Annotated in this window: 18 protein-coding genes and 1 pseudogene; 15 read left to right on the top strand and 4 right to left on the bottom strand. The window is 34.0% G+C overall.

Features of this window, described 5'->3' with window-relative positions:
- Window positions 1-26 precede the first annotated feature (26 nt).
- The 5 genes and pseudogenes from ACTJFD_RS00330 (at window position 27) to ACTJFD_RS00310 (ending at window position 5,629) form a co-directional block, all read left to right on the top strand.
- Window positions 27-1,188 (top strand): annotated as a pseudogene (locus tag ACTJFD_RS00330) (iron-containing alcohol dehydrogenase).
- Window positions 1,189-1,388: 200 nt separating this feature from the next.
- On the top strand, window positions 1,389-2,714 hold the full coding sequence (locus tag ACTJFD_RS00325) for a family 4 glycosyl hydrolase (protein ID WP_442259048.1): 1,326 nt from the start codon (window positions 1,389-1,391) through the stop codon (window positions 2,712-2,714).
- Window positions 2,715-2,730: 16 nt separating this feature from the next.
- Complete coding sequence (locus ACTJFD_RS00320) at window positions 2,731-4,287, top strand: PTS transporter subunit EIIC (RefSeq protein ID WP_442259047.1); 1,557 nt, start codon at window positions 2,731-2,733, stop codon at window positions 4,285-4,287.
- Between the two features lie 19 nt (window positions 4,288-4,306).
- Window positions 4,307-5,110, top strand: coding sequence for a MurR/RpiR family transcriptional regulator (locus tag ACTJFD_RS00315; RefSeq protein WP_442259046.1), 804 nt, complete (start codon window positions 4,307-4,309; stop codon window positions 5,108-5,110).
- 30 nt (window positions 5,111-5,140) lie between these two features.
- Complete coding sequence (locus tag ACTJFD_RS00310; RefSeq protein ID WP_442259045.1) at window positions 5,141-5,629, top strand: PTS sugar transporter subunit IIA; 489 nt, start codon at window positions 5,141-5,143, stop codon at window positions 5,627-5,629.
- 62 nt (window positions 5,630-5,691) lie between these two features.
- Here the strand turns inward: ACTJFD_RS00310 and ACTJFD_RS00305 are convergent, their stop codons facing one another.
- The 3 genes from ACTJFD_RS00305 to ACTJFD_RS00295 are packed head-to-tail and all read right to left on the bottom strand — an operon-like array spanning window position 5,692 to window position 7,518.
- Window positions 5,692-6,303, bottom strand: coding sequence for an ABC-2 transporter permease (locus tag ACTJFD_RS00305; RefSeq protein WP_442259044.1), 612 nt, complete (start codon window positions 6,301-6,303; stop codon window positions 5,692-5,694).
- Window positions 6,303-7,163, bottom strand: coding sequence for an ABC transporter ATP-binding protein (locus tag ACTJFD_RS00300; RefSeq protein WP_442259043.1), 861 nt, complete (start codon window positions 7,161-7,163; stop codon window positions 6,303-6,305). Before ACTJFD_RS00300 ends, ACTJFD_RS00305 begins: the two co-directional genes overlap by 1 nt.
- A complete protein-coding gene (locus ACTJFD_RS00295; RefSeq protein ID WP_442259042.1) occupies window positions 7,144-7,518 on the bottom strand; it encodes a GntR family transcriptional regulator in 375 nt (124 codons plus the stop codon). Before ACTJFD_RS00295 ends, ACTJFD_RS00300 begins: the two co-directional genes overlap by 20 nt.
- Window positions 7,519-7,807: 289 nt before the next feature.
- Here ACTJFD_RS00295 and truA point away from each other — a divergent pair, with 289 nt between their 5' ends.
- The 7 genes from truA to ACTJFD_RS00260 all read left to right on the top strand — a co-directional run bounded on the left by truA (window position 7,808) and on the right by ACTJFD_RS00260 (window position 14,309).
- Window positions 7,808-8,548: a tRNA pseudouridine(38-40) synthase TruA gene (gene truA / locus ACTJFD_RS00290; protein WP_442259041.1), complete on the top strand. Its 741-nt coding sequence runs from the start codon at window positions 7,808-7,810 to the stop codon at window positions 8,546-8,548.
- A 28-nt stretch (window positions 8,549-8,576) separates the two neighbouring features.
- Complete coding sequence (locus tag ACTJFD_RS00285; protein WP_442259040.1) at window positions 8,577-8,954, top strand: RidA family protein; 378 nt, start codon at window positions 8,577-8,579, stop codon at window positions 8,952-8,954.
- 93 nt (window positions 8,955-9,047) lie between these two features.
- The gene (locus tag ACTJFD_RS00280; protein WP_442259039.1) at window positions 9,048-9,731 is read left to right on the top strand and encodes a metal-dependent hydrolase; all 684 of its coding nucleotides are present in this window, start codon (window positions 9,048-9,050) and stop codon (window positions 9,729-9,731) included.
- A gap of 123 nt (window positions 9,732-9,854) precedes the next feature.
- On the top strand, window positions 9,855-10,775 hold the full coding sequence (locus tag ACTJFD_RS00275; RefSeq protein WP_442259038.1) for an RluA family pseudouridine synthase: 921 nt from the start codon (window positions 9,855-9,857) through the stop codon (window positions 10,773-10,775).
- 138 nt (window positions 10,776-10,913) lie between these two features.
- Window positions 10,914-11,621 (top strand): 23S rRNA pseudouridine(2604) synthase RluF, encoded by a 708-nt coding sequence (gene rluF / locus ACTJFD_RS00270; protein ID WP_442259037.1) that lies wholly within the window; start codon window positions 10,914-10,916, stop codon window positions 11,619-11,621.
- 6 nt (window positions 11,622-11,627) lie between these two features.
- Window positions 11,628-12,242: a hypothetical protein gene (locus ACTJFD_RS00265; protein WP_442259036.1), complete on the top strand. Its 615-nt coding sequence runs from the start codon at window positions 11,628-11,630 to the stop codon at window positions 12,240-12,242.
- Between the two features lie 426 nt (window positions 12,243-12,668).
- A complete protein-coding gene (locus ACTJFD_RS00260) occupies window positions 12,669-14,309 on the top strand; it encodes a hypothetical protein (RefSeq protein ID WP_442259035.1) in 1,641 nt (546 codons plus the stop codon).
- Between the two features lie 50 nt (window positions 14,310-14,359).
- Here the strand turns inward: ACTJFD_RS00260 and ACTJFD_RS00255 are convergent, their stop codons facing one another.
- Window positions 14,360-14,881, bottom strand: coding sequence for an NADPH-dependent FMN reductase (locus tag ACTJFD_RS00255; RefSeq protein WP_442259034.1), 522 nt, complete (start codon window positions 14,879-14,881; stop codon window positions 14,360-14,362).
- A gap of 208 nt (window positions 14,882-15,089) precedes the next feature.
- Between ACTJFD_RS00255 and ACTJFD_RS00250 the strand changes: the two genes are divergently transcribed.
- From ACTJFD_RS00250 to ACTJFD_RS00240, 3 genes are all read left to right on the top strand, one after another.
- Window positions 15,090-16,562, top strand: a complete 1,473-nt coding sequence (locus ACTJFD_RS00250; protein WP_442259363.1) for a DEAD/DEAH box helicase — start codon at window positions 15,090-15,092, stop codon at window positions 16,560-16,562.
- Between the two features lie 602 nt (window positions 16,563-17,164).
- Window positions 17,165-18,202: a pectate lyase-like adhesive domain-containing protein gene (locus ACTJFD_RS00245; RefSeq protein ID WP_442259033.1), complete on the top strand. Its 1,038-nt coding sequence runs from the start codon at window positions 17,165-17,167 to the stop codon at window positions 18,200-18,202.
- A 167-nt stretch (window positions 18,203-18,369) separates the two neighbouring features.
- On the top strand, window positions 18,370-20,658 hold the full coding sequence (locus ACTJFD_RS00240; RefSeq protein ID WP_442259032.1) for a hypothetical protein: 2,289 nt from the start codon (window positions 18,370-18,372) through the stop codon (window positions 20,656-20,658).
- Window positions 20,659-21,064 lie beyond the last annotated feature (406 nt).

Below are 21,064 nucleotides of genomic sequence, written 5' to 3'. Positions count from 1 at the left end.
ATTTTGTAAGAAAGGGAGAGGTTAAAATGTCAGTTACCGATTTTTTAATGCCAAGTTTAAATTATTTTGGACAAGGTTCAGTTAAGTTAGTTGGAGAAAAGGCTCAAATGTTAGGTGTGAAAAAGCCATTAATCGTGACCGATTCTTTTTTAAGAACGTTAGAAGGCGGTCCTGTTGCACAAGTTATATCTGCATTAGAAGAACAAGGACTACCCTATGCGATTTTCGATCAAGTCGCACCCAATCCTAAAATAAAAAATTGTCTGGACGGTTTAAAGATTTATGAGGGAGAAAGGTGTGATGGTGTAATTACAGTCGGTGGTGGCTCTGCTCATGATTGTGGTAAAGGAGTTGCGATTGCTGTTAGTCATGGAACAGACTTGAAAAGCTTTGCTGGAATTGAATGTTTAACGGACAGTTTACCTCCAATTCTTGCAGTTAATACAACTGCTGGGACAGCAAGTGAAATTACTAAACACTGTGTGTTGACGGATGAAGAGACACATCTAAAGTTCGTTATCGTGAGTTGGCGTAATGTTCCGCTTGTTTCAATCAACGACCCTTATTTAAATGGTGAGTGTCCCCAAAGGGCTAACCGCAGCGACGGGGATGGATGCTTTAACTCATGCGATTGAATGTTATGTTTCAGTCAATGCAACACCAATGACTGATGCGTGTGCTATTCAAGCAATGAAACTTATTTCAGATAACCTAAGGAAAGTTGTCGCTAATGGTGAAGATATTAAAGCACGCGAACAGATGGCCTATGCTTCTGTTTTAGCAGGAATGGCTTTTAATAATGGGGATTTAGGTTATGTTCACGCTATGGCACATCAGTTAGGTGGTCAATATGATATGGCACATGGTGTGGCGAATTCTATTTTACTTCCAGTTGTTGAACGTTATAATTTAATTTCCAATCCAAAGAAATTTGCGAATATTGCAACATTTCTTGGTGAAGAAACAACAGGTTTGGCGACACTTGAAGCAGCTGATAAAGCGATTGAAGCAATTGAGCGATTAGCACAAGATGTTGGGATACCAGCTAACTTAAAAGTGATGGGAGTCAAACGTGAAGATTTTGAACTGATGGCAGAAAATGCTTTGAAAGATGGCAATGCTTTTAGTAATCCAAGAAAAGGAACTAAAAAAGAAATTATCGAATTGTTTGAAGAAGCTTTTGAATAAAAATAAATAAGTAAACCATCGAAACGTAGTGAATTTAGCGTTTCGATGGTTTTTTTGAATCGAAAGAACGTTAATGCTTGAAAGGTACGATTTAAAAAAAATAAAATAAAAAATTTCAAATTATGAAAGTTTTAAGCGTTTCCATCCCTTTGGTGATACATTACTGGTGTACTAAACAAATGGATGGAAGGAAGATAAAAATGAAAAAACAAGCAGTCGTTATCGTTGGAGCGGGGAGTACACACACACCTGGAATTATTCAAAGTTTATTACAAAAGAAAAATGAGTTTCCGCTTAGAAAATTAGTAATGTATGATATTGACAGTGAAAGAATGCATTTAGTTTATGATATAATGAAACAATTTATCTATCAAGAATGCCCAGACTTAGAGGTTATCGTTACAACAGATAAAGAAAAAGCGTATACAGACATTGATTTTGTTTTTGCTCAAATCCGTCAAGGTGGATTAAGCATGCGTTCAACAGATGAAAAAATCCCATTGAAATATGGCGTAGTTGGTCAAGAAACATGTGGACCAGGAGGATCTATTTCATATGGTGTTCGTTCAATTACTGGGGTAGTTGAGTTGATAAAAGATGCTCGTCGTTATTCACCAAAATGTTGGGTTTTAAACTACTCAAATCCAGCTGCAGTTGTTGCAGAAGCAACACGTCGCGAATTTAACAATGAACGTATTTTAAATATTTGTGATATGCCAACAGCTATTCTTTTATCTTTTACTAAGATGTTAGGCTTAAAAAATTGGCAAGAATTAGATCCTTGTTACTTTGGATTGAACCATTTTGGTTGGTTCACAGAGCTATATGATAAAGAAGGCGTTGACCGTCTACCAGAATTGCGTGAAATGATTTTAGAAAAAGGGATGGCAGTTAGTGACAAACATCACCAAGATCCAGATTGGAACAAGACTTGGAAACAATATGTTGAAATCGTAAAAGATTATCCTGAGTTCTTACCAAATAGTTATTTACAATATTATTTATATTCTAAAGAAATGGCTGAACATATGGATCCAAACTGGACACGTGCGGATATGGTTATTAATGGCCGTGAAAAAGAAATGTTTGCTGAACATACTAAATATTTAGAAAACCCTGATAGTTACCAAAGTCCAATCCAAGACTTCACTGTTTTTGGAGACTTTATCGTAGACGCAGCGTCTTCAATCGCTTATAACAAAGGAGAACGTTTCTTAGTGATTGTTGAAAATAATGGTGCAATTCCAAACTTACCAGCAGATGCGATGGTTGAAGTTCCAGCTTATATTCGTTCATGGGGACCAGAACCAATCTCACGTCCAGCTATCTCAACATTCTATAAAGGATTGATTGAAAACCAAGTGGCGTCAGAAAAATTAGCAGTAGATGCTTATTATGAAAAATCATATGAAAAAGCACTTCAAGCGATTTCAATTAATAAAACAGTTCCATCTACCAAAGTCGCTAAACAAATTTTAGACGATTTAATCGAAGCAAATGGTGATTTCTGGCCAGAGCTAAACTAATGAAGAGGAGTATGACATGAAGAATAATAAAGTATATAATGCTTTTCAAAAATTAGGAAAAGTATTGATGACCCCAGTTTTATTACTACCGATTTCAGGTATTTTAGTTGGTCTAGGCAGTGCACTTTCGAACCCAAGTTTACAAAATGTAGCTCCCTTCTTAAAAAGTACACCCGTTGTCTTTTTTAGCATGCTAATTAAAGATGCTGGGAATGTCATTAATAACAATATTCCTATTCTTTTTGCCATGTGTATTGCTTATGGTTTTGCCAAATCAGAGAAAGCCACCGCTTGTTTATCGGGATTTATTGGCTATATGACAATGAATACGATTTTAGGTAGTTTCTTAGTTTTCACAGGAACGATTGATCCGGAAAACTTATTGACTGGACAAAAAACAATTTTAGGTGTTTTGACTCTAGACACAGGTGTTTTTGGCGGGATTATTATAGGGTTGGTAGTTGCTTATCTTCACAATAAATTCTATAAAATTCAATTGCCAGCTGTTCTCTCTATCTTTAATGGAACACGATTTGTACCTGCAATTACTGTTATTGCGGCAAGTGTTGTTGGGATTATGTTAGCTTTTATTTTCCCTCCAATTCAAGGCGTGTTGAATAATGCAGCAGATTTAATTGATCGGACGGGTGTTTTTGGAGCCTTCATTTACGGAACGTCAGAACGCTTGTTGCTACCATTTGGCTTGCATCACTTTATTTACTTACCATTCTTCTTTACTTCTCTAGGTGGAAGTATGGAAGTTGGTGGTGAAGTCGTTGAGGGGGCTGTCAATATTTACAATCAGATTTTAAATACACCAGGTATGATGTTTGATATTGATGTTAGTAAATATGTGATGAATGGTAAAGTTTTATTTGCGATGTTTGGTTTGACTGGAGCTGCATTAGCGATTTATAAATCAGCTTTACCAGAAAACCGTAAAAAAGTTGGTTCTTTGATGATTGCAGCAGTTATCCCTTGTGCGATTATGGGGATTACAGAACCATTAGAGTATGCGTTCCTATTTGTTGCTCCTGTTTTATTTGGAATTCATGCTTTATTATCTGGTGTTGCTTATGTATTGACGTATCTTTTCCAATTCAACGTAGCAGGTCCATCTGCTTTTGGTGGTCCATTTTTATCTTTGATATTTAATGGAGTATTCAATGCAGATAAAGGTTCAAACTGGTGGGTTATTCTACCACTTGGAGTTATCTATTTTATCATGTACTACCTGTTATTTAGTTTTTGTATTAAGCGTTTTAATTTGAAAACACCAGGTCGAGAGGTTATAGTAGAAGAAAATCCACAAGAGACTGGGGCTGTTGATGAGTTAATTCCGCTTATTGTAAAAGCGGTAGGAGGCAAAGAAAATATTGTCAGTGTTGATGCTTGTTTTACGCGTTTACGTATAAAATTAGTCGATGCGAAAGAATTGACAGAAGATGACTACTTTACTAATCAATTAGGCGCAAGTGGAATTGTTCATGTTGGTGATGGGGTTCAGATTACTTATGGAAACAAAGCTGCTGTTTATAAATCTGAAATGCGTGAATTTCTAGAGTTTGAATAACTAATTGAAGGAAAAGGGGATGGGAGCAATGTTTGCCGTTTATTCTAATTTAAAAACATGTGTTGAAAATTTGGATAAGTCAGGATCGATTGACAGCTACATTGCTCACTATATCTTAGAAAATCATGACTTGATTCCTGGGATGTCAATCAGTGAGCTAAGCTTGGCTTGTAGTACATCTCAGGCATCGATTAGTCGTTTTTGCCGCCGAATAAATAATTCTAGCTTTAAAGAGTTAAAGGAAGAAATGATGGAATATAATTCCTATTTAAAACGAGAAGTCAAAGGTGATTTAACCACGAAAGTTATTAATTCTGATGATTATTTCTCTGTTTTATATCCATCAATTAAAGAAACAAGAGAATTATTAACGCCAAGTATTTTAAATAAAGTCATTCACTGGTTGGATTCTTCTAAAAATATTTACTTTTTTGGAAGTTCTTTTTCTAATAATGTCGCAAAAGATGCGTGTGAAAAATTTACACGTATTAACCAATTGTGCTTTTCATTTTCATCAGTAAAATCACAATTAAATGCGATTGAATTAATAACAGCAAATGATTTAGTCGTGTTTGTCACTTTTTCAGGGACGACGAAGCATATCAAACGTTTATATCGAAAGTTAAAAAAGAAAAACTGTCGAATAATTTGGATTACAGCTAATCAAGAACGAGGACTGAATCAACAAAATGAAATGATTTTACCTGTCAGTTCTTTAGCATTAAATCAATATGAAACCTCTCTGATTGAAGGGATTAACTTGAGGATTGCTGTTGATTTAGTCTATTTATATTATACGGATTACTTACGTCAACAACTTTAAGCTTTATAAATTTAATAGAGGGGTGAAACAATGTTTAATTTATTTAAGAAAAAAGCTAAAAAAAATTCTTTATATGCCATTGCGAAGGGAACATTAATTTCAATCGATCAGGTAAAAGACCCAGTGTTTTCTCAAAAAATGATGGGTGATGGCTTTGCGATTATCCCAACAGATGGTCAGGTGACATCACCGATTGAAGGAACAGTGACCTCAGTTTTTCCAACGAAACATGCGATTGGCTTGAAAACAGAAGATGGATTGGAATGCTTAGTTCACATGGGGATTGATACAGTGGAACTAGACGGGGAACATTTTCAAGTTCATGTGACAGAAGGTAGTCAGGTAAAGCAGGGGACAAAGCTTGCAACCATTGATCTCGACGGATTAAATAGTGCTAACAAAGAAAATGATTTGATTGTTGTCTTCCCACCAAATAGTGACCATTCTTTTGAAATTCAGCTGAATAAAAGTAGTCAAGTTGAACAGAATGAAGTCATTGGACAATTGAAACAATCATAAATTAATAAAAAACTCATACATGATGGCTCTACTAAGAAGTCCATCATGTATGAGTTTTTTGTTTAGTTAAATTTATTTTTAAAAATAGTTAATGATATAAAGTAGGAGGCACTCATTAATCCTAAAATCATAAGAACCAGCACAAGAATTAGTTGTGAGAAACTAATTTGGGGTAAAGTAATTTTACTTGCAACGAAAGAGCCACCAAAACTTAGGATTAAAATAAAAGCAATAAAATAAGTGCGCGCGATTTCGACAGGCAACTTGAAAAAGAGCGGTAGTGAAAGAGTCAATAGTACCAGACTAATTAACATACCAAGTAGAGGAGCTTGCCAAATAAATTCGCTTTCCAGTGGGAAGATGAGCCCTTTGGTAAAAAGGAGTCCCACTGCAATACAAGTGGCAATAAAACTTAAGGCAAGACCAAAAACAAATTTTTCTAAGACATAGGTCGCAGGTGAAATGGGAAGCGTCATCGCATAGGTTTCAAAATGAGCGCTTTGATCATAATTAAAAAGACTAATGGTCAGTAGGGTAAAAATTGGAATAATCGCAATCATCATTTGGCTTGTTTTATCTTGCCACCCCATAAAAGCGAAAAGAATAATAATCAGAGCCATTGCTTTGAGTGTTTTTTTCATTAAATAAAAATCTTTTAATAATAGAGCTTTCATTAAGGTTGCACTCCTTTTTTAAACATTAACAAAATTTCTTCGATATTTGGGGTGATAATTTCAAAATCTGGATATTCTTGTCGAATTTTTTGCTTTTCATTGGTTAAGCATTCAATACTGTGTTCTTTCTTTAACACAGTTAAAAAGGTAACATCTGTTAGTTCTTTGAAATCATCAAGTGAAATTTTTAAAATGCCATAATTTTCATCAAGTGAAATTTGATTTTCAATTAATTTGATTTTTCCTTGATGAATCAAAATAATTTGGTCGGCAATCTTATCTAAATCACTTGTGATATGTGAGGAAAATAGAATCGCTTTTTCATCATTCATGAATTCTCTAAAAATATCTAAAATATCATTTCGTGAGACGGGATCCAGTCCTGTAGTGGGCTCATCTAAAAGAAGGATAGTCGGATGATGAGCTAAGGCTAGAAAAATTCGAACTTTGGACTGCATTCCTTTTGAACATTGTTTAAATGTTTTTTCGGGATCAATAGTATGTTTCTTTAATAAATCATAAAAATAAGTTTGGTCCCAATTTTGATAAAGATGTCGCATTATTTTTTCGATTTCTTTAATTTTAAAATCTTCATGAAAGAAAGTATCATCTAAAACAACACCAACTTTTTCTTTAATTTGACTGGCACTTTTGTGACTGTCAAGCCCAAGTAATGTGATGTTACCATCATCTAAGCGAAGCAAATTTAAGATGGCTTTTATTGTGGTTGTTTTTCCAGCTCCGTTCTCACCAACAAAGCCAATAATTTCACCTTTAGGAATAGAAAAAGTGAGAGAGTCAAGTTTGAAATGATCATAAGTAACCGTAACATTATTAAGATTAATCGCATTCGTTGTCATTTTTATTTCTCCTTTTGAAAATCGTTTGAAGTGACAGGTCATAAGAGTCGGCTATTTTTTCTAACTTGTCCAATTCATTACAGAGGTACTTCGTTATTTCAGTCTGTCTAAAAGCCAAGTCAATCGTCGATACGTAGTGACCTTTTCCAGGAATACTGTATGCGAGCCCGTCTGTGACTAGCAATTCATACGCTTTTTTGATAGTAATCACACTAATATTTAATTCTTTAGCTAAACCACGAATAGAAGGTAATTCAGTATTCTCTTTCAAACTACTATTCATAATTTGTTTTTTTATCTGTTGATAAACTTGCTCATAAATAGGTAGTGTTCCATTTTTTAAAATGATTTCCATAGTATCCTCTTTCTTTGAAAACTGATTATATACAGTATATACAGTTTGTTTAAAAAAAGCAATGGAGAGTATTTGAAGTGTGCCCTTTTTAGGTGATGAATAAAGTCGGCTTCACTAAATTTTAACAAAACTTGAAGGGAATGAACTATTTTTCATTGTCAGCCTTTCCAAAACTTGTTACAATGAACTAGAATAAACGGGTTAAAGATCTTATAGACAGATTGTTTATAGGTTTTTTTACTTTGTGCCCTAAAAGGCGACTAAAATAGTGAGAACTAGAGGAGAAAAAATGAGAAACATAAAAATGACAATTGAATATGATGGTAAAAGATATCAAGGTTGGCAAAGACTAGGTGATTCTGACAAAACGATTCAAGGGAAAATTGAAAATATTTTAAAACAAATGACGGAAGAAACGATTGAAATTATCGGATCAGGTCGTACAGATGCAGGTGCACATGCCAGAGGGCAAGTTGCTAATTTTAAAACAGAATCAACATTAGGTTTGGCTGAAATGGTTGAATTTTTAAATCGTTACCTACCACGTGATATTGTGGTTAAAGAATTAAAGGAAGTCGCAGAACGCTTCCACGCTCGCTACAATAGTAATGGAAAAAAATATAGTTACTATGTTCGGACAGCGACGATTCCATCTGCCTTTGATTATCACTACAGCTATCACTATCCACAGACGTTAGATCTTGAAAAAATGAATCAAGCGTGTCAAAAATTAATTGGAACTCACGACTTTCTAGGTTTTTCATCACTTAAAAAGACTAAGAAATCAAGCACACGTACGATTAAAGAATTATCTGTTCAAAGAGAAGGTGATAATCTTCACTTTACATTTGTTGGTGATGGTTTCTTGTATAATATGGTTCGTATCATTATGGGTACACTTTTAGAAATTGGTGATGGGACAAGGAAATTGTCTTCCATTGACGAAGTTTTTGAGAAAAAAATCCGCCAAGATGCTGGAATAACGGTTCCTGCCCAAGGACTATTTTTAGATGAGGTTTATTACAACTAACATTTAATTTAGAAACGAGGCAACGTAAATGAAAAAAACAATCAATTCAGAAAAACTAAATGCTTTAGGACCTTATTCACATGTGGTGGAAGCTCAGGGTAAGACGTATTATTTTTCAGGGCAATTGGGAATTAATGCTGAAACCAAAGAAATGGGTCGAACAATTGAGGAACAAACCCAAAATTCATTGCAAAATATTGATTTATTGCTAAAAAAATGTGATTTAACAAAAGAGAATGTTGTAAAAACAACGGTCTTATTAGCAGATATTCAAGATTTTGAAGCGATGAATCAAGTGTACGGGAGTTACTTTACAACAGACTGTCCAGCAAGAAGTGCTTTTGAAGTTGCTAATTTGCCAGCTAAGGGTTTAGTTGAAATTGAAGTTATTGCTGTTAAAAATTAAATAGCCCGAATAAAATCTCTTTTTATTTTTGTATTGTTTCTTTAAAAAGGTTAGACTTAAAGTGACAACACAAAGATAGAGGGAGGTTTTTTTATGAAATTAAGCTATCATGGACATTCGATTATTTCAATAGAAACTAATAATGGGGTTCGTTTGATGTTTGATCCTTTTATAACCGGTAATGAGTTAACTGATTTGAAACTATCAGAAGTAGAGACGGATTATTTATTGATTACTCATGGACACAATGATCATGTGGGTGACATGCTTCCGATTGCTAAAAAAACAGGAGCAACGGTAATCGCAATTCCGGAAATTATTCATTTTGCTACTAAAAATGGCGTTGAAAATGTTCATCCGATGAATATTGGTGGTACCTATTCGTTTCCTTTTGGGCGTGTAAAGATGGTCCATGCTCAACATAGCTCGGGTTATGAATTAGGTGATGAGATGATTTATATGGGGTCGCCAGCGGGCTTTATCTTAGAAATTGAAGGTCAAACGATTTATCATGCGGGGGATACCTCTGAATTTGGCGACATGGGTCTTTTAGGCGAGCTTTTTGGGATTGATATCGCTTTTTTACCAATTGGGGATAATTTTACAATGGGCCCTGAGGAAGCTGTGCGCGCAAGTCAACGTCTGAAGGCAAAAAAAGTAATACCTATTCATTACAATACGTTCCCAGTGATACAACAAGAGCCAATGGATTTTATAAACTTATTGCCTAATGGAGTTGGACAAGTATTAGCGATAGGCGAAACAATTGAATTGTAAAAAAACGAGTTTAAAAAGAGCAATAAAATGAAAAGAAGACTTTTATTTTTTGGAGAGAATATGTTAAAGTGAAGCGAATAAGATTGATTTATTAAAAGGTGAAACAGAAAAGATGAGGATAAAATGAGTAAAAAAAATAAACAGAGACAGAAACCAATAAAGCAAGATATAAACAGAGAACGGGTTTATCCTATCAACGAAGAAGTGGAGCTACTCCCTTTTTTATTAGATGTGATGAAACAAAGCAGTCGTAATTCGGTTAAATCTATTTTAAAAAGAGGACAGGTTACCGTTGATGGTAAAGTGATAACCCAACATAATCACCTATTATTACCTGGTCAAAAGCTTTCGATTCAAACGAATCAAACAGCAATCAAAGAAGTCGCATTAGAAGGGCTCGAGATTATTTATGAGGATAAAGATTTATTTGTTATTATTAAAGACGCAGGCTTACTTTCGGTTGCCGGACAAAATAAATTTGAATTAACGGTTTTTAACCAGCTAATGCATTATGTCAGACAAGATCATCCGAAAAACCGTGTCTACGTTGTTCACCGGTTAGACCGTGATACTTCCGGGGTCATGCTTGTTGCTAAAAGTGAAGAGATTAAAAAGAAATTACAAGAGACTTGGACAGAAAGTGTAACCTCAAGAATGTATACAGCCTTGGTTGAAGGCCAAGTAAGAAGACCAAGTGGGACGATTACGTCATGGTTGACTGAAAGTAAGACGTTCAAAGTTTATTCGAGCTCATTTGATAATGGAGGCAAAAAAGCAATTACGCATTATAAAAAAATCCGTTCGAATGAAGAAATGAGTTTATTAGAGGTGAATCTTGAAACAGGTCGTAAAAATCAAATTCGAGTTCACATGGAAGAAATAGGCCATCCAATTGTGGGGGATAAAAAATATGGAGCACAATCCAATCCGCTTAAGCGTTTAGGCTTACATGCAACCACCTTAAGTTTTATTCATCCAACAACAGGTAAACAGATGGAGTTCCGGGCTAAAGTACCTAAGAAATTTTTAAAAGCAGCAAATTAAATCATAAAATCAAGAGTTAATACAAACAGTCTCCGTTTGTTTTAACTCTTGATTTTTTATGGAGAAAGACTTGATTTAGTAACGATATAAAGTATAGTTAATAGAAGATAAATGAATTCAAATAAAGGAAGTGTTACGATGCGTATTAATAAATATATCAGTGAGGCGGGAACGACATCACGCCGAGGTGCAGATAAATTAATTACAGAAGGAAAGGTAACGATTAACGGTAAGAAAGCGAAAATAGGAAGTCAAGTTGAGCCTGGAGACGATGTGCGAGTAAGTGGTAATCAAATTTATGTTGCAAGAAATAATGTTTATATTGCTTTAAACAAACCGGTAGGGATAACCAGCACAACTGAAAAAAATGTTAAAGGGAATATTGTTGATTTAGTTAACCATCCCTTTCGAGTCTTTCATATTGGACGTTTGGACAAAGATTCAGAAGGGTTAATTTTACTAACAAACGATGGCGATATTGTGAATGAAATCCTCCGATCAGAAAATAAACATGAAAAAGAGTATATTGTATCTGTTGACCGTCCGATTACACCGGAATTTTTAAAAGGGATGTCTGAGGGAGTAAAAATATTAGGAACAACGACACTCCCATGTAAGGTGGAACAATTGTCTAAATATGATTTTAAAATTATTTTAATGCAGGGGTTAAACCGTCAAATCCGTCGAATGTGTGAAGCGTTAGGTTATAATGTTTATCGATTACAACGCCTTCGAATTATGAATATTGAATTAGGTAATTTACCAGTTGGACAATGGCGCTACTTATCCAAAAAAGAAAAAAACCGTTTGTTTGATGAATTGAATTACGAACCAAAAGAGTGGTAAGCAAAAATGCGAAAAGTAAAAATACAAGATAAAGTGAAATGGCTGATACTAATTTCACTTCTTATTGTAGGAATTTATGGTGGCTATCGTTTAGGTAAACATGGTTTTTTTACTGAAAAAAAGACAACGCAAGAGACACAAATTATTAAAACTTTATCGAAAGAAAAGCAAATTGTACTCGTTAATCTCGGGATTTCTGAAATCTATAGTCGAGAAAAAAGTTTAAAATTATTTGAAGCAGATGTGGTGGGAACGGGTAAAAATAAATACATGCAAGCTCATTTTGACGCCAAGTTAGGAATCGATGGCAAGAAAGTTAAGATTGAAAATATGGGAAATCAGCATTTTAAAATCAAAGTTCCAGAGTTTATTTTTATTGGTCATGATAATGAAAAGTTTGAAGTGATTGTTGAAGATGGTGGTATTTTGAGTTGGCTGACTCCTGAAATAGATGAAACAGAGATGGTAAACCAAATTTTGAATCGTAAATCACAATTGAAATATATTAAAAAATATGAGTCATTATTAAAGGAATCAAGTCAAGAGTTTTATGGAAATTTAATCAAATCAATTGATCCCGATGCAAAAATAACGGTTGAATTTCCTGAAGAAATAAAATAAAGTCATCGAAATTTATCATTACCTAGAAAAGTTGGAACTCGTCTTTATAGATTTTGATGGACAAAATTATAGGTTAGAAACGTTTGATCGTAAGTAGGGTGTTATTTCTTTTTTAGTGAATCGTGACGGTAATGTGTTGTTTAATGAAACGAACGAAACGGGTGAGGTCGAGTACCTTCCTTTTTTAATAAACTAATTAAATTTTAGATAACTGGTCTAGTGAATAGAGGATAGGATAACTATCGTCTTTTCATTAGGCTTTTTTATTTATGGCTGTAACCTTCTTTTTATAAAAAAACACCATAATGTTTTAAATGTTTATTAAATAGCTATTGATATTGCTTTATCTTATAATTTTTATTGTTTTTATGTTATAATTAAATTATTATTACCATGATGCATAAGTCTTAAGAAAGGGGGAAACCATTGAAATTTTTGAATTCGGCAAAGAAAAGGCTCCTTTTTGTTTTAGCTTGCCTTCTGTTAATTATGGGGACATCAGGAACTTATGCTTGGTTTTCTTATACAGATTGGCGTAAAAACCATATGCAATCCTTACCTTTTGACATGGGCTATGTGACAATTATTGAAGATTATGATGGTGATAAGCAGCCGATTACACCAGGGGTAAATATAAAAAAAGAGGTTAATGTAATTAATACAACACCTGTCTCGGTATTTGTACGAGTCTCTTTCGAAGAAGAACTTCAAAGGCTAAGAGAAATACAATACCCTTTAGAAGCTGTGCCAACAAGGATGTCAATGTTTGAAGCAGCATCTAGAAAACAAGCCGTCCAATCCTCAAGTATAGATGAACGGAGGAAAGGTACGGTTGGTATAAAGGACCAAATTAGGCGACCTGCATATGAAAGCGATGAGCTCCCAATTATGATTAGTCCTGAAGAATATTACAAAGAGACCACAAGATGGAAAGATGAAACGGAAAATTTAACGGTTACTGGTGAAAATGTACCGGAAGATAAGCATTTAAAACTGTTTGTTAAAGGAGCAGATAAAGTCTTATTAAGAGAAACAAAGCTTAATAAACAAATGTTCCCTGAAAATTATAATTTTAATTCAGATGCTGATACTTTTTCATTTGTTGTTAAAGATCTTCATCCTGGTCAAAACTACAAGGAAGCGGAAAAAGAAGAATTTGAAAAATTGGTGTCTGGAGAAGATGTTGTTGTTGCTCAAAAAGTGACCGGGGTTGTAAAGGATGTAGACGAAAAACATACAATTTCAAGTGCGGGACGACTCCCCGATAGTAAAGATAGTTTTCGATATCATTTGTGGAATGATATTGGTTACCATAGTTATGGTGCTGGCGTTGGTAGTAGTCAAACGATGAATTGGGCTGGACAAGCGCAATGGGTTCCAGAGTTTCCTAAATTGTCTGTTGGCTCAAATGATAACGAGAATAAAAATAGCCGTTTATTTTCAGTTCCTATTACTCAAACTAACCCTAGTGAGGTTCGTCGGCCCCAGTTATTGTATTCAGGAATCGAAGTTGATGAACTAGATCACTATAAAATTAAACCTGAGGATCGGGATAAGGAAGAAAACAAAAAATTTGAAAAAGATAATTGGTATAATTATTCACCGGGCTATGCCAATCTATTTGATTGGCCAGAAGAGTTAAGCAAAAGTATAATTCAGTTTAACTTTGGCAATGAACTTTTAGTGATTAATAGTGGAATAGACAATTTTGGTGAAGCTCCTCCTTACTGGTTATTTAACGAAAAAGATAATTATTTTTATTATTCGCAACCCTTAGAACCAGGACAAACAACGAAAGTCCCCGTGATTACTGGGCTTACTTTTCCTAGTGAGCTACGTTATTATATTGCCGGGTATGATTTACATGTGAGTTCTGAGGCAATCCCAACAGCACAACTTGATTTATTAACAGCCGAATCCCTTCAAGGGAAGGTGACCAATCAAGAAGAAATAAGTAAATATGAAGAAACAGGAAAAATCACAGTTAAGGATGGCTCTGGATTTGGTTTAGATAGTGCAGAAGACAAAGCGCTCATTGAATATTATCAGGGGTTAATCAAAGAATAAAAAAAGTAATGAACGATGATTAATTTCTCACGTTCCATTACTTTTTTTGGTTATCTGATTGTTTTTAAAGCTTCTGACCAAAGAATTAATTCATCTAACATATCATTGACACCGGCATGCATGTGATCACCTGGTGTGAAGAGTGACATGTTTTCAAAGTCTGTAAAGAGGTTGAAAGCAGGGTTTGTTCTAACATCAGCAACTTTTTGTTCAGCTAGGATGAGACGGATTTGTTCTGCTGCACGAATGCCACCGCCAGAACCATAACTAACAATTGCTGCAGCCTTATTAAACCATTCAGGACGAGCACTATCTAAGGCGTTTTTTAAAGAAGCGGACAAACCGTGGTTATATTCTTGAGCAACAAAGATATAGCCGTCTAATTCATCGATTTTTTTATTCCAATTTTCGTTAGGTGTTCCAGTTCCCATGAAAGGTAAGTTAAACTCTTTCACATCGACAATTTCAAATTCATGGCCTTCTCTTTTATCAGCCATTTCTTTAATATAAGCTCCAACTTGTGGGCTTACTCGGCCTTCTCTAGTGCTTCCTAAAATAATTCCAAATTTCATGTGATTTCCTCCAGTATTTAATGATGATATTAATAAACAAAGTCTTTTGCTTTAAGTTTATAATTGTATTTTACCTCCTTACTTTAAGTAAGTAAAATGATATGCTCAAAAAATAAATTATTTTGAGTGTGCTTAGCTGCAAAACGTGTTAAACTTGGAAAGCTGAAAATATACGTAAATAGAAATAGAAGGATGTTATAAAGTGAGTATGAATAAATTTTTATATTTTGGTTTAGACGATTCAATCATTCGATCATTAGATGTATTAAATTATCTTGAACCAACAGAAGTTCAAAAAGTAGTCGTTCCCTCATTATTAGAAGGAAAAGATCTAATTGTTAAATCACAAACTGGAAGTGGAAAAACGGCTTCTTTCGGGATTCCCCTTTGTGAGCGAGTAGAGTGGGAAGAAAGAGCACCACAAGCTTTAGTTTTAACTCCAACACGTGAGTTAGCGTTACAAATTAAAGAAGAAATTTTTAATATTGGTCGCTATAAAAGAATTAAAGTGGAATGTTTGTTTGGTAAAAGTTCATATCAGTCACAGGTTAAAAATTTAAAACAACGGACACATATTGTCGTGGCAACACCGGGGCGTTTGTTGGACCATATTTCTAGAGGGACAATAGATTTGAGTAAAATAAAAACGGTAATTATTGATGAAGCAGATGAAATGTTTGCGATGGGCTTTGTTGAACAAATTGAACAAGTTTTAAAAGCTTTACCAAAACATCGGACGATGGCGCTTTTCTCAGCAACAATGCCGGAAGCGATTAAAAAATTAAGTAAACGCTTTTTAAAAAATCCGGAATTAATTGAAATAAAATCGGCAAATACAACCGAGAAACGTATTTTACAACAATATATTAGGATAGAAAGAGAACAGTCGAAAGAAAAAATCTTGAAAAAAGTGATGATTGCAGAAAATCCAGATAGTAGTTTGATTTTTTGTAATACAAAAATTATGGTTGAAACAGTGACGAAAGAGCTAAAACATTTAGGTATGGCGATTGAGATGCTTCATGGTGGTCTGGAACAAAAAGACCGGACACAGATTATTCAAGATTTTAAACGAGGGTATTTTAATTACCTAGTGGCTACTGATGTGGCTGCCAGAGGGATTGATGTGGCTGATATTAGTTTAGTTGTGAATTATGATGTTCCTGATAATCCAGAAACATACGTTCATCGAATTGGAAGAACAGCTCGATTTGAAAATAGCGGGAAAGCGATTTCGTTAGTTAACTACCATGATAAACGTTCTTTTGATGCTATTCTAACAGCACAAAATCATTTGATTGAAGAAGTGTCTGTTCCAACAGAGGCTAAGATAGAAAAAAATAAGCTTTCCTTTGGTAAAAAGCAAACTCAAAAGCCTAAATTAAGAAAAGAAAAAGGGTTTGATTTTAATCAAGAAATAATGAAAATTCATATCAATGCTGGTAAAAAAACTAAAATGAGACCAGGAGATGTTGTCGGAGCCCTATGTCAAATTGATGGAATGACAGCTGAAGATATAGGTGTCATTGATTTAATGGATATTTCAACTTTTGTCGAAATTTTAAATGGTAAAGGGCCAATGGTTTTGAAAACATTACAGACAATGCCAATCAAAGGGCGAATGCGAAGAGTGAGTCGTTCTAATGAGACAAATTATGAACGCGATTTAAAAGAAAATTAAAAAACAACAGCTACAAATTGAGAAAAGTTGTGAGTTATTACTTAAGCTTGATTATTTTTAAGAAAGACGAATGAAATCTAGGACGATTACTAGATTTCATTCGTCTTTCTTTGTTATATTATTTGAAACAATAGAAAAAAAACAAAAAATCAAAACTAAAAAGATACTAGATGATAATAATCTCAACTAAATAATAAAAAAACAAGATGGAAAAGAAGGACTAAGGAGCAGGAAAAAAGATGTGTGAAATTATTTAAGGTTCGATTAAAATAAACAAGTTAATAAACGTTGATCCCATGCTTTTTTATTAAACGTACCTCAAAAAAGATTTTAAACCTCACGAACTTTAAAAAGTGTTTTTTTAATGATATTAATTATAAATAAGTAGTTAATATTGAAAAAAGAGTACAATTATGCTATCTTTTAATTAAGTCAAAGTTTTATTTAAATGGAGTAATACTGTCTAACATCTATATTAAAATAGTTGTAGATGTTTTTTTATGATGTTTATGCTTATAAAAATAAATAAATATAACTAGTGTTTGTTAATGTGATGTCTAAAAAATTAACACTCATTAAGTTTGAATGGAGAGATTGTTTTTATGTCAATAAGCCTTAAGTTAAAAAAGGAAAATAATTTTTATTTAGTGAAATCTTGCTTTTCACAGATTTTGATAGCGTTCTCAATGTTGCTTCTCATCGGTAGTTGGTCGACGGATAAAGCTTTAGCGGCACCTGACCACACGCCAAGTCCAATTAATCCCGTTGAAGCAGAATGGGAACGTTTAGATCCAAAGAATCAAGCAGATAATAGTTATGAAGTTACTTTAGAAGATTTTAAAAAATTATATCCAAATGAAGAATGGAAAAAACGTTATGTTGAGGTTGATTCTTGGGATACTGTAGGTGACAAAGTTGGTTTTATAGATGCTTTAAAGAATATCAAATATGAATATATAAAAGTCATTGAGGATATTGATTCTACGGGATCACCTACGGCAACGGAAGGAAAATGGGCCTATGGTGTTCAGATGACAGGGACACCAGATGAAAAGCGTTATAAAATAATTGATGGAAAAATAAATTCAACACGAAATGCTAAAATAAACTTTAGAGGACTTAATACTTATCCTTATGTAAAAAACTCTCCACATCGAATGGTTTTTCAAAATTTTCATCAATATTCTGTGAGTAACTACGGTCCAGTATCTCAATGGAACGTAGATTTTCCTAATATTACTTATGCCTATCACAATATCGAACATACTGGCGATCAAATGCTACACTCTTTGAAAACAGATGTTTATGTTTCAGGTTATTTGAAAGCAAATGGCGTACATAAATTTAAATTTGAAACAGAAAAGGGTGTCACCGAGTTTACTTCGAATAATAAAGATGAAAACATGTTAGTGTCTAATTTAACTATTGCTCCTGGATCTGAGGTTAACTTGTATAGCGAATCGGATGGTAATATTGCTGTCGGGGGCGATGGAGAGCTTAGAGTTGGAGAAGGTGCGGTTATTAATCTAAGTACACGTATAATGGTAAGTCCGGAACTAAAAATTCATCAGGTTCTTTATCTCAGCCTAACAATATCATTATTAAAGCAGGTTCATCAAAAGGTGGATCTGTCCGTCTAGAAAAAAAAGCAAAAGTTAATATTCTATCAGGAACAACAAAAGATCATCCTTATGAAAACACAACGTATCAGTGGCGATCCTATTCAGCAATATTTTTTGAGGGCGATAATTCAAAAATAGAGTTAGGAGATGATGCTGAATTAAATATAGATGTTCTTAATAGCCGAATGCAGTATAATGATTTAAAACCTTATGATTCGACGCCAATCGTTTTAGCTGGAAGTGGTTCACAGCTTAAAGTTGGTAAAAACGCTATTTTAAATGTAAATGTTAAGCAGGATCGTACAACTTACGTTTATAATGGTAGAGAATATTCATTTGAAGTCAAGGATGCACCGATTATTAGGACGGCCGCCGGAACGGAATTCATTGTTGAACCGAAAGGCAATTTTATAGTTAATGTTGATATTCCTGGTAAAAGAGACATTCTTCAAATGGAGAAAGGGGCACTTTTCCGTTTTAATGATGCTAACAAAATCGATTTACGTTTTACAAAAAATAATGTTGATCTAAACTCGAATTTAATTAATATGGCTGATGGTCATTTTGATGTGGATGTTCAAGGAGTTAAAATATGGAAGCATAGTCAACTGAATGAGGACGAACCGACGTACTCTTGGTCACCCATGTTTGGGATGAACATTCCTTATAAAAATGAGAAGGTAGTTGCAAGTAGTAAAAATCCTTTCATCGCGGCATCGGTAAGTGATGAGATGGTCAAGAATTTTAAAGATAACTTTCAGACTAATCAAGGAACGCAACGGTTGCTCTTTGAACATATTCCAGATACGTATGCGGCTTTAGAAGATAAAAACGGAAAAATTGTCGGCTTGGATGAAAATAATGCCACCCCAACGCCACTAAGTATTGTTACCAATAAAAAACCTACAGGAGAAACAGTAATCAAAGGATTAACAGTTCCTGGCTCTTATGTTCGTTTGACCGCAAAGCATCCTGCTGAAGAGATTGTTCCAAGTTATGTAAATGAGTTAGCTTCAATAAAACACGAAGTGAAGTCACCTGTTACTTCTGAAGGGGAATCTGATTTATTAACTGAAATGAAAGGTAATTATACGTTCAGTCCGGAACAAACAGAAGCTTCTGGTGGTAAGTTTGAAGTGGTACTACCCAAAGAAATCGTTTTTAACCCAGCAACAATTATACACGCTTATGCTTTTAAAGCGGGTAAAACAGCCATTGCTGAAAAACAAGTTCAGGATGTCTTACCACCTGAGGCTCAAAAAAAGGCGATTTATCTGATTAAGGGCAGTTCAACAGAATTAAAAGCTCAAGATTTTGTTGAAAAAGTAAAGGATTCAAACCCAATTAACCTTGGATTTGATTATCGTTTTAAAGATGAAAGTCAATTGAAAAAGAATGAATTAGGGGTTCATCCCGTTGATATTATGATAAAAGATCAACCGCAGAATTTATTTATAAAAGATAAAAAAGTATTTTACCCAGAACAAAATGAAGCGACGATCCCGTCAGAATTACGTGTTTATGATACTGCGAATGTCATCGAAGCTCAAGATGTTGAGTGGAAAGTGAACGATATCCTTTCTTTAAGTGCTTCCGAAAGGAAAAATAAATTAAAAATAGATAGTCAGTTAAAAGGCTTTACGATTAATTCAGCAACGAATGGTGTCACTGATAAAACGAATAGTATCACATATGAAATGCCAACGATACCTAACAAAGGTGGGACATTTGAAGTAGAATTTAAATTAAACGAAACAAAGAAAAAAATCATACTAAAAGTGGTTCCGAGTGATGTGACGATGACTAAAAAGTATGTTTATAAAGATCAACCGGAATTAAGTATTTACACTGATTTAATGAATGAAGACAGTAACTCTATTGAAAAGACAGTAAAAACAGAAAAAGTAAATATTGGTAGTGATTTAAACATAAATGAGCCCTTTTATACAGGTTATACGTTGGTCGAAACATCAGTAGCAATAGGAACGGAAGTCGGATCAACTGTTCCAACAAAAGTTCCAGATAAAGATTTTACGATTACTTACTTATTTGATGGTAAAATTGGCATTACAGAACCTACTGATATTGATTTTAATCAAATCGCGGTTAATAAAACAGGGGTTACTGAGCATCAGCCCAAAGACAGTCCAGTTGTTAAGGTTGAAAATACGTTACGACCTAAAGAGCCGACCAAAAATTATTATTTAACGGTGAAGTTACGAGATAAGATTAAAAATAAAAAAACGAATACTGCTTATTTAGGTAATTTAGTTTATCGTTCAGATTTATTAACAGGGGTAAAAAACATTTCTGAAACTGAAGCGTCATCCATTACGAACGTGAATCAGTTAATTCAAGAAGTACCGTTAAAATCAAGTCAACCGGATGAAGGGTTAGTTTTACAACAATTTAGTGGTAATTTAGCGGGTGAATATGTTGGAACGTTAGAATGGGATTTTTCAAATACGCTTTAAAAGAGTTGACAAATAAAAAAAGGTTAACTATACTTATAACAAATAAAAATTTAGATTGTGAGGGATTGCTATGATTAAGAGCAATTTACAAAAAACAACACAACTGAATAGTTTCTTCTTTAGCTTCTTTAGATAGTGTTTGTGTACATGAACAAATCATGGATACAGACCGTAACGTTTGTATCTATGGGGCTAAAGGATTTCGATATGCAAAGCTTGCCACATAGATTATTGTAAAATTAATCTAAGTGGCTTTTTATTATTCTATTGATAGGTATCTACTATTAATGAAAGCATTGACTTAGATGATTACTTCTAAGTCAATGCTTTTTTTGTTGAATTTTTCCTTTAGTTATTTAAAGAAGTTGAAAGAAGGGCGATGAATTCATGAAAAAGGAGGTCACTT

The organism is Vagococcus sp. (assembly GCF_052102835.1).
GTDB lineage: Bacteria > Bacillota > Bacilli > Lactobacillales > Vagococcaceae > Vagococcus.
The sequence above is the reverse complement of the archived record's forward strand: the minus strand, read 5'-3'. Positions and strand labels throughout refer to the sequence as shown.

Coding starts and splice junctions, on each gene's coding strand:
- ACTJFD_RS00325 (WP_442259048.1), top strand. CDS start 1,389: ATGAAAAAACAAGCAGTCGTTATCGTTGGAGCGGGGAGTACACACACA.
- ACTJFD_RS00320 (WP_442259047.1), top strand. CDS start 2,731: ATGAAGAATAATAAAGTATATAATGCTTTTCAAAAATTAGGAAAAGTA.
- ACTJFD_RS00315 (WP_442259046.1), top strand. CDS start 4,307: ATGGGAGCAATGTTTGCCGTTTATTCTAATTTAAAAACATGTGTTGAA.
- ACTJFD_RS00310 (WP_442259045.1), top strand. CDS start 5,141: ATGTTTAATTTATTTAAGAAAAAAGCTAAAAAAAATTCTTTATATGCC.
- ACTJFD_RS00305 (WP_442259044.1), bottom strand. CDS start 6,303: ATGAAAGCTCTATTATTAAAAGATTTTTATTTAATGAAAAAAACACTC.
- ACTJFD_RS00300 (WP_442259043.1), bottom strand. CDS start 7,163: ATGACAACGAATGCGATTAATCTTAATAATGTTACGGTTACTTATGAT.
- ACTJFD_RS00295 (WP_442259042.1), bottom strand. CDS start 7,518: ATGGAAATCATTTTAAAAAATGGAACACTACCTATTTATGAGCAAGTT.
- truA (WP_442259041.1), top strand. CDS start 7,808: ATGAGAAACATAAAAATGACAATTGAATATGATGGTAAAAGATATCAA.
- ACTJFD_RS00285 (WP_442259040.1), top strand. CDS start 8,577: ATGAAAAAAACAATCAATTCAGAAAAACTAAATGCTTTAGGACCTTAT.
- ACTJFD_RS00280 (WP_442259039.1), top strand. CDS start 9,048: ATGAAATTAAGCTATCATGGACATTCGATTATTTCAATAGAAACTAAT.
- ACTJFD_RS00275 (WP_442259038.1), top strand. CDS start 9,855: ATGAGTAAAAAAAATAAACAGAGACAGAAACCAATAAAGCAAGATATA.
- rluF (WP_442259037.1), top strand. CDS start 10,914: ATGCGTATTAATAAATATATCAGTGAGGCGGGAACGACATCACGCCGA.
- ACTJFD_RS00265 (WP_442259036.1), top strand. CDS start 11,628: ATGCGAAAAGTAAAAATACAAGATAAAGTGAAATGGCTGATACTAATT.
- ACTJFD_RS00255 (WP_442259034.1), bottom strand. CDS start 14,881: ATGAAATTTGGAATTATTTTAGGAAGCACTAGAGAAGGCCGAGTAAGC.
- ACTJFD_RS00250 (WP_442259363.1), top strand. CDS start 15,090: ATGAATAAATTTTTATATTTTGGTTTAGACGATTCAATCATTCGATCA.
- ACTJFD_RS00245 (WP_442259033.1), top strand. CDS start 17,165: ATGTCAATAAGCCTTAAGTTAAAAAAGGAAAATAATTTTTATTTAGTG.
- ACTJFD_RS00240 (WP_442259032.1), top strand. CDS start 18,370: ATGCAGTATAATGATTTAAAACCTTATGATTCGACGCCAATCGTTTTA.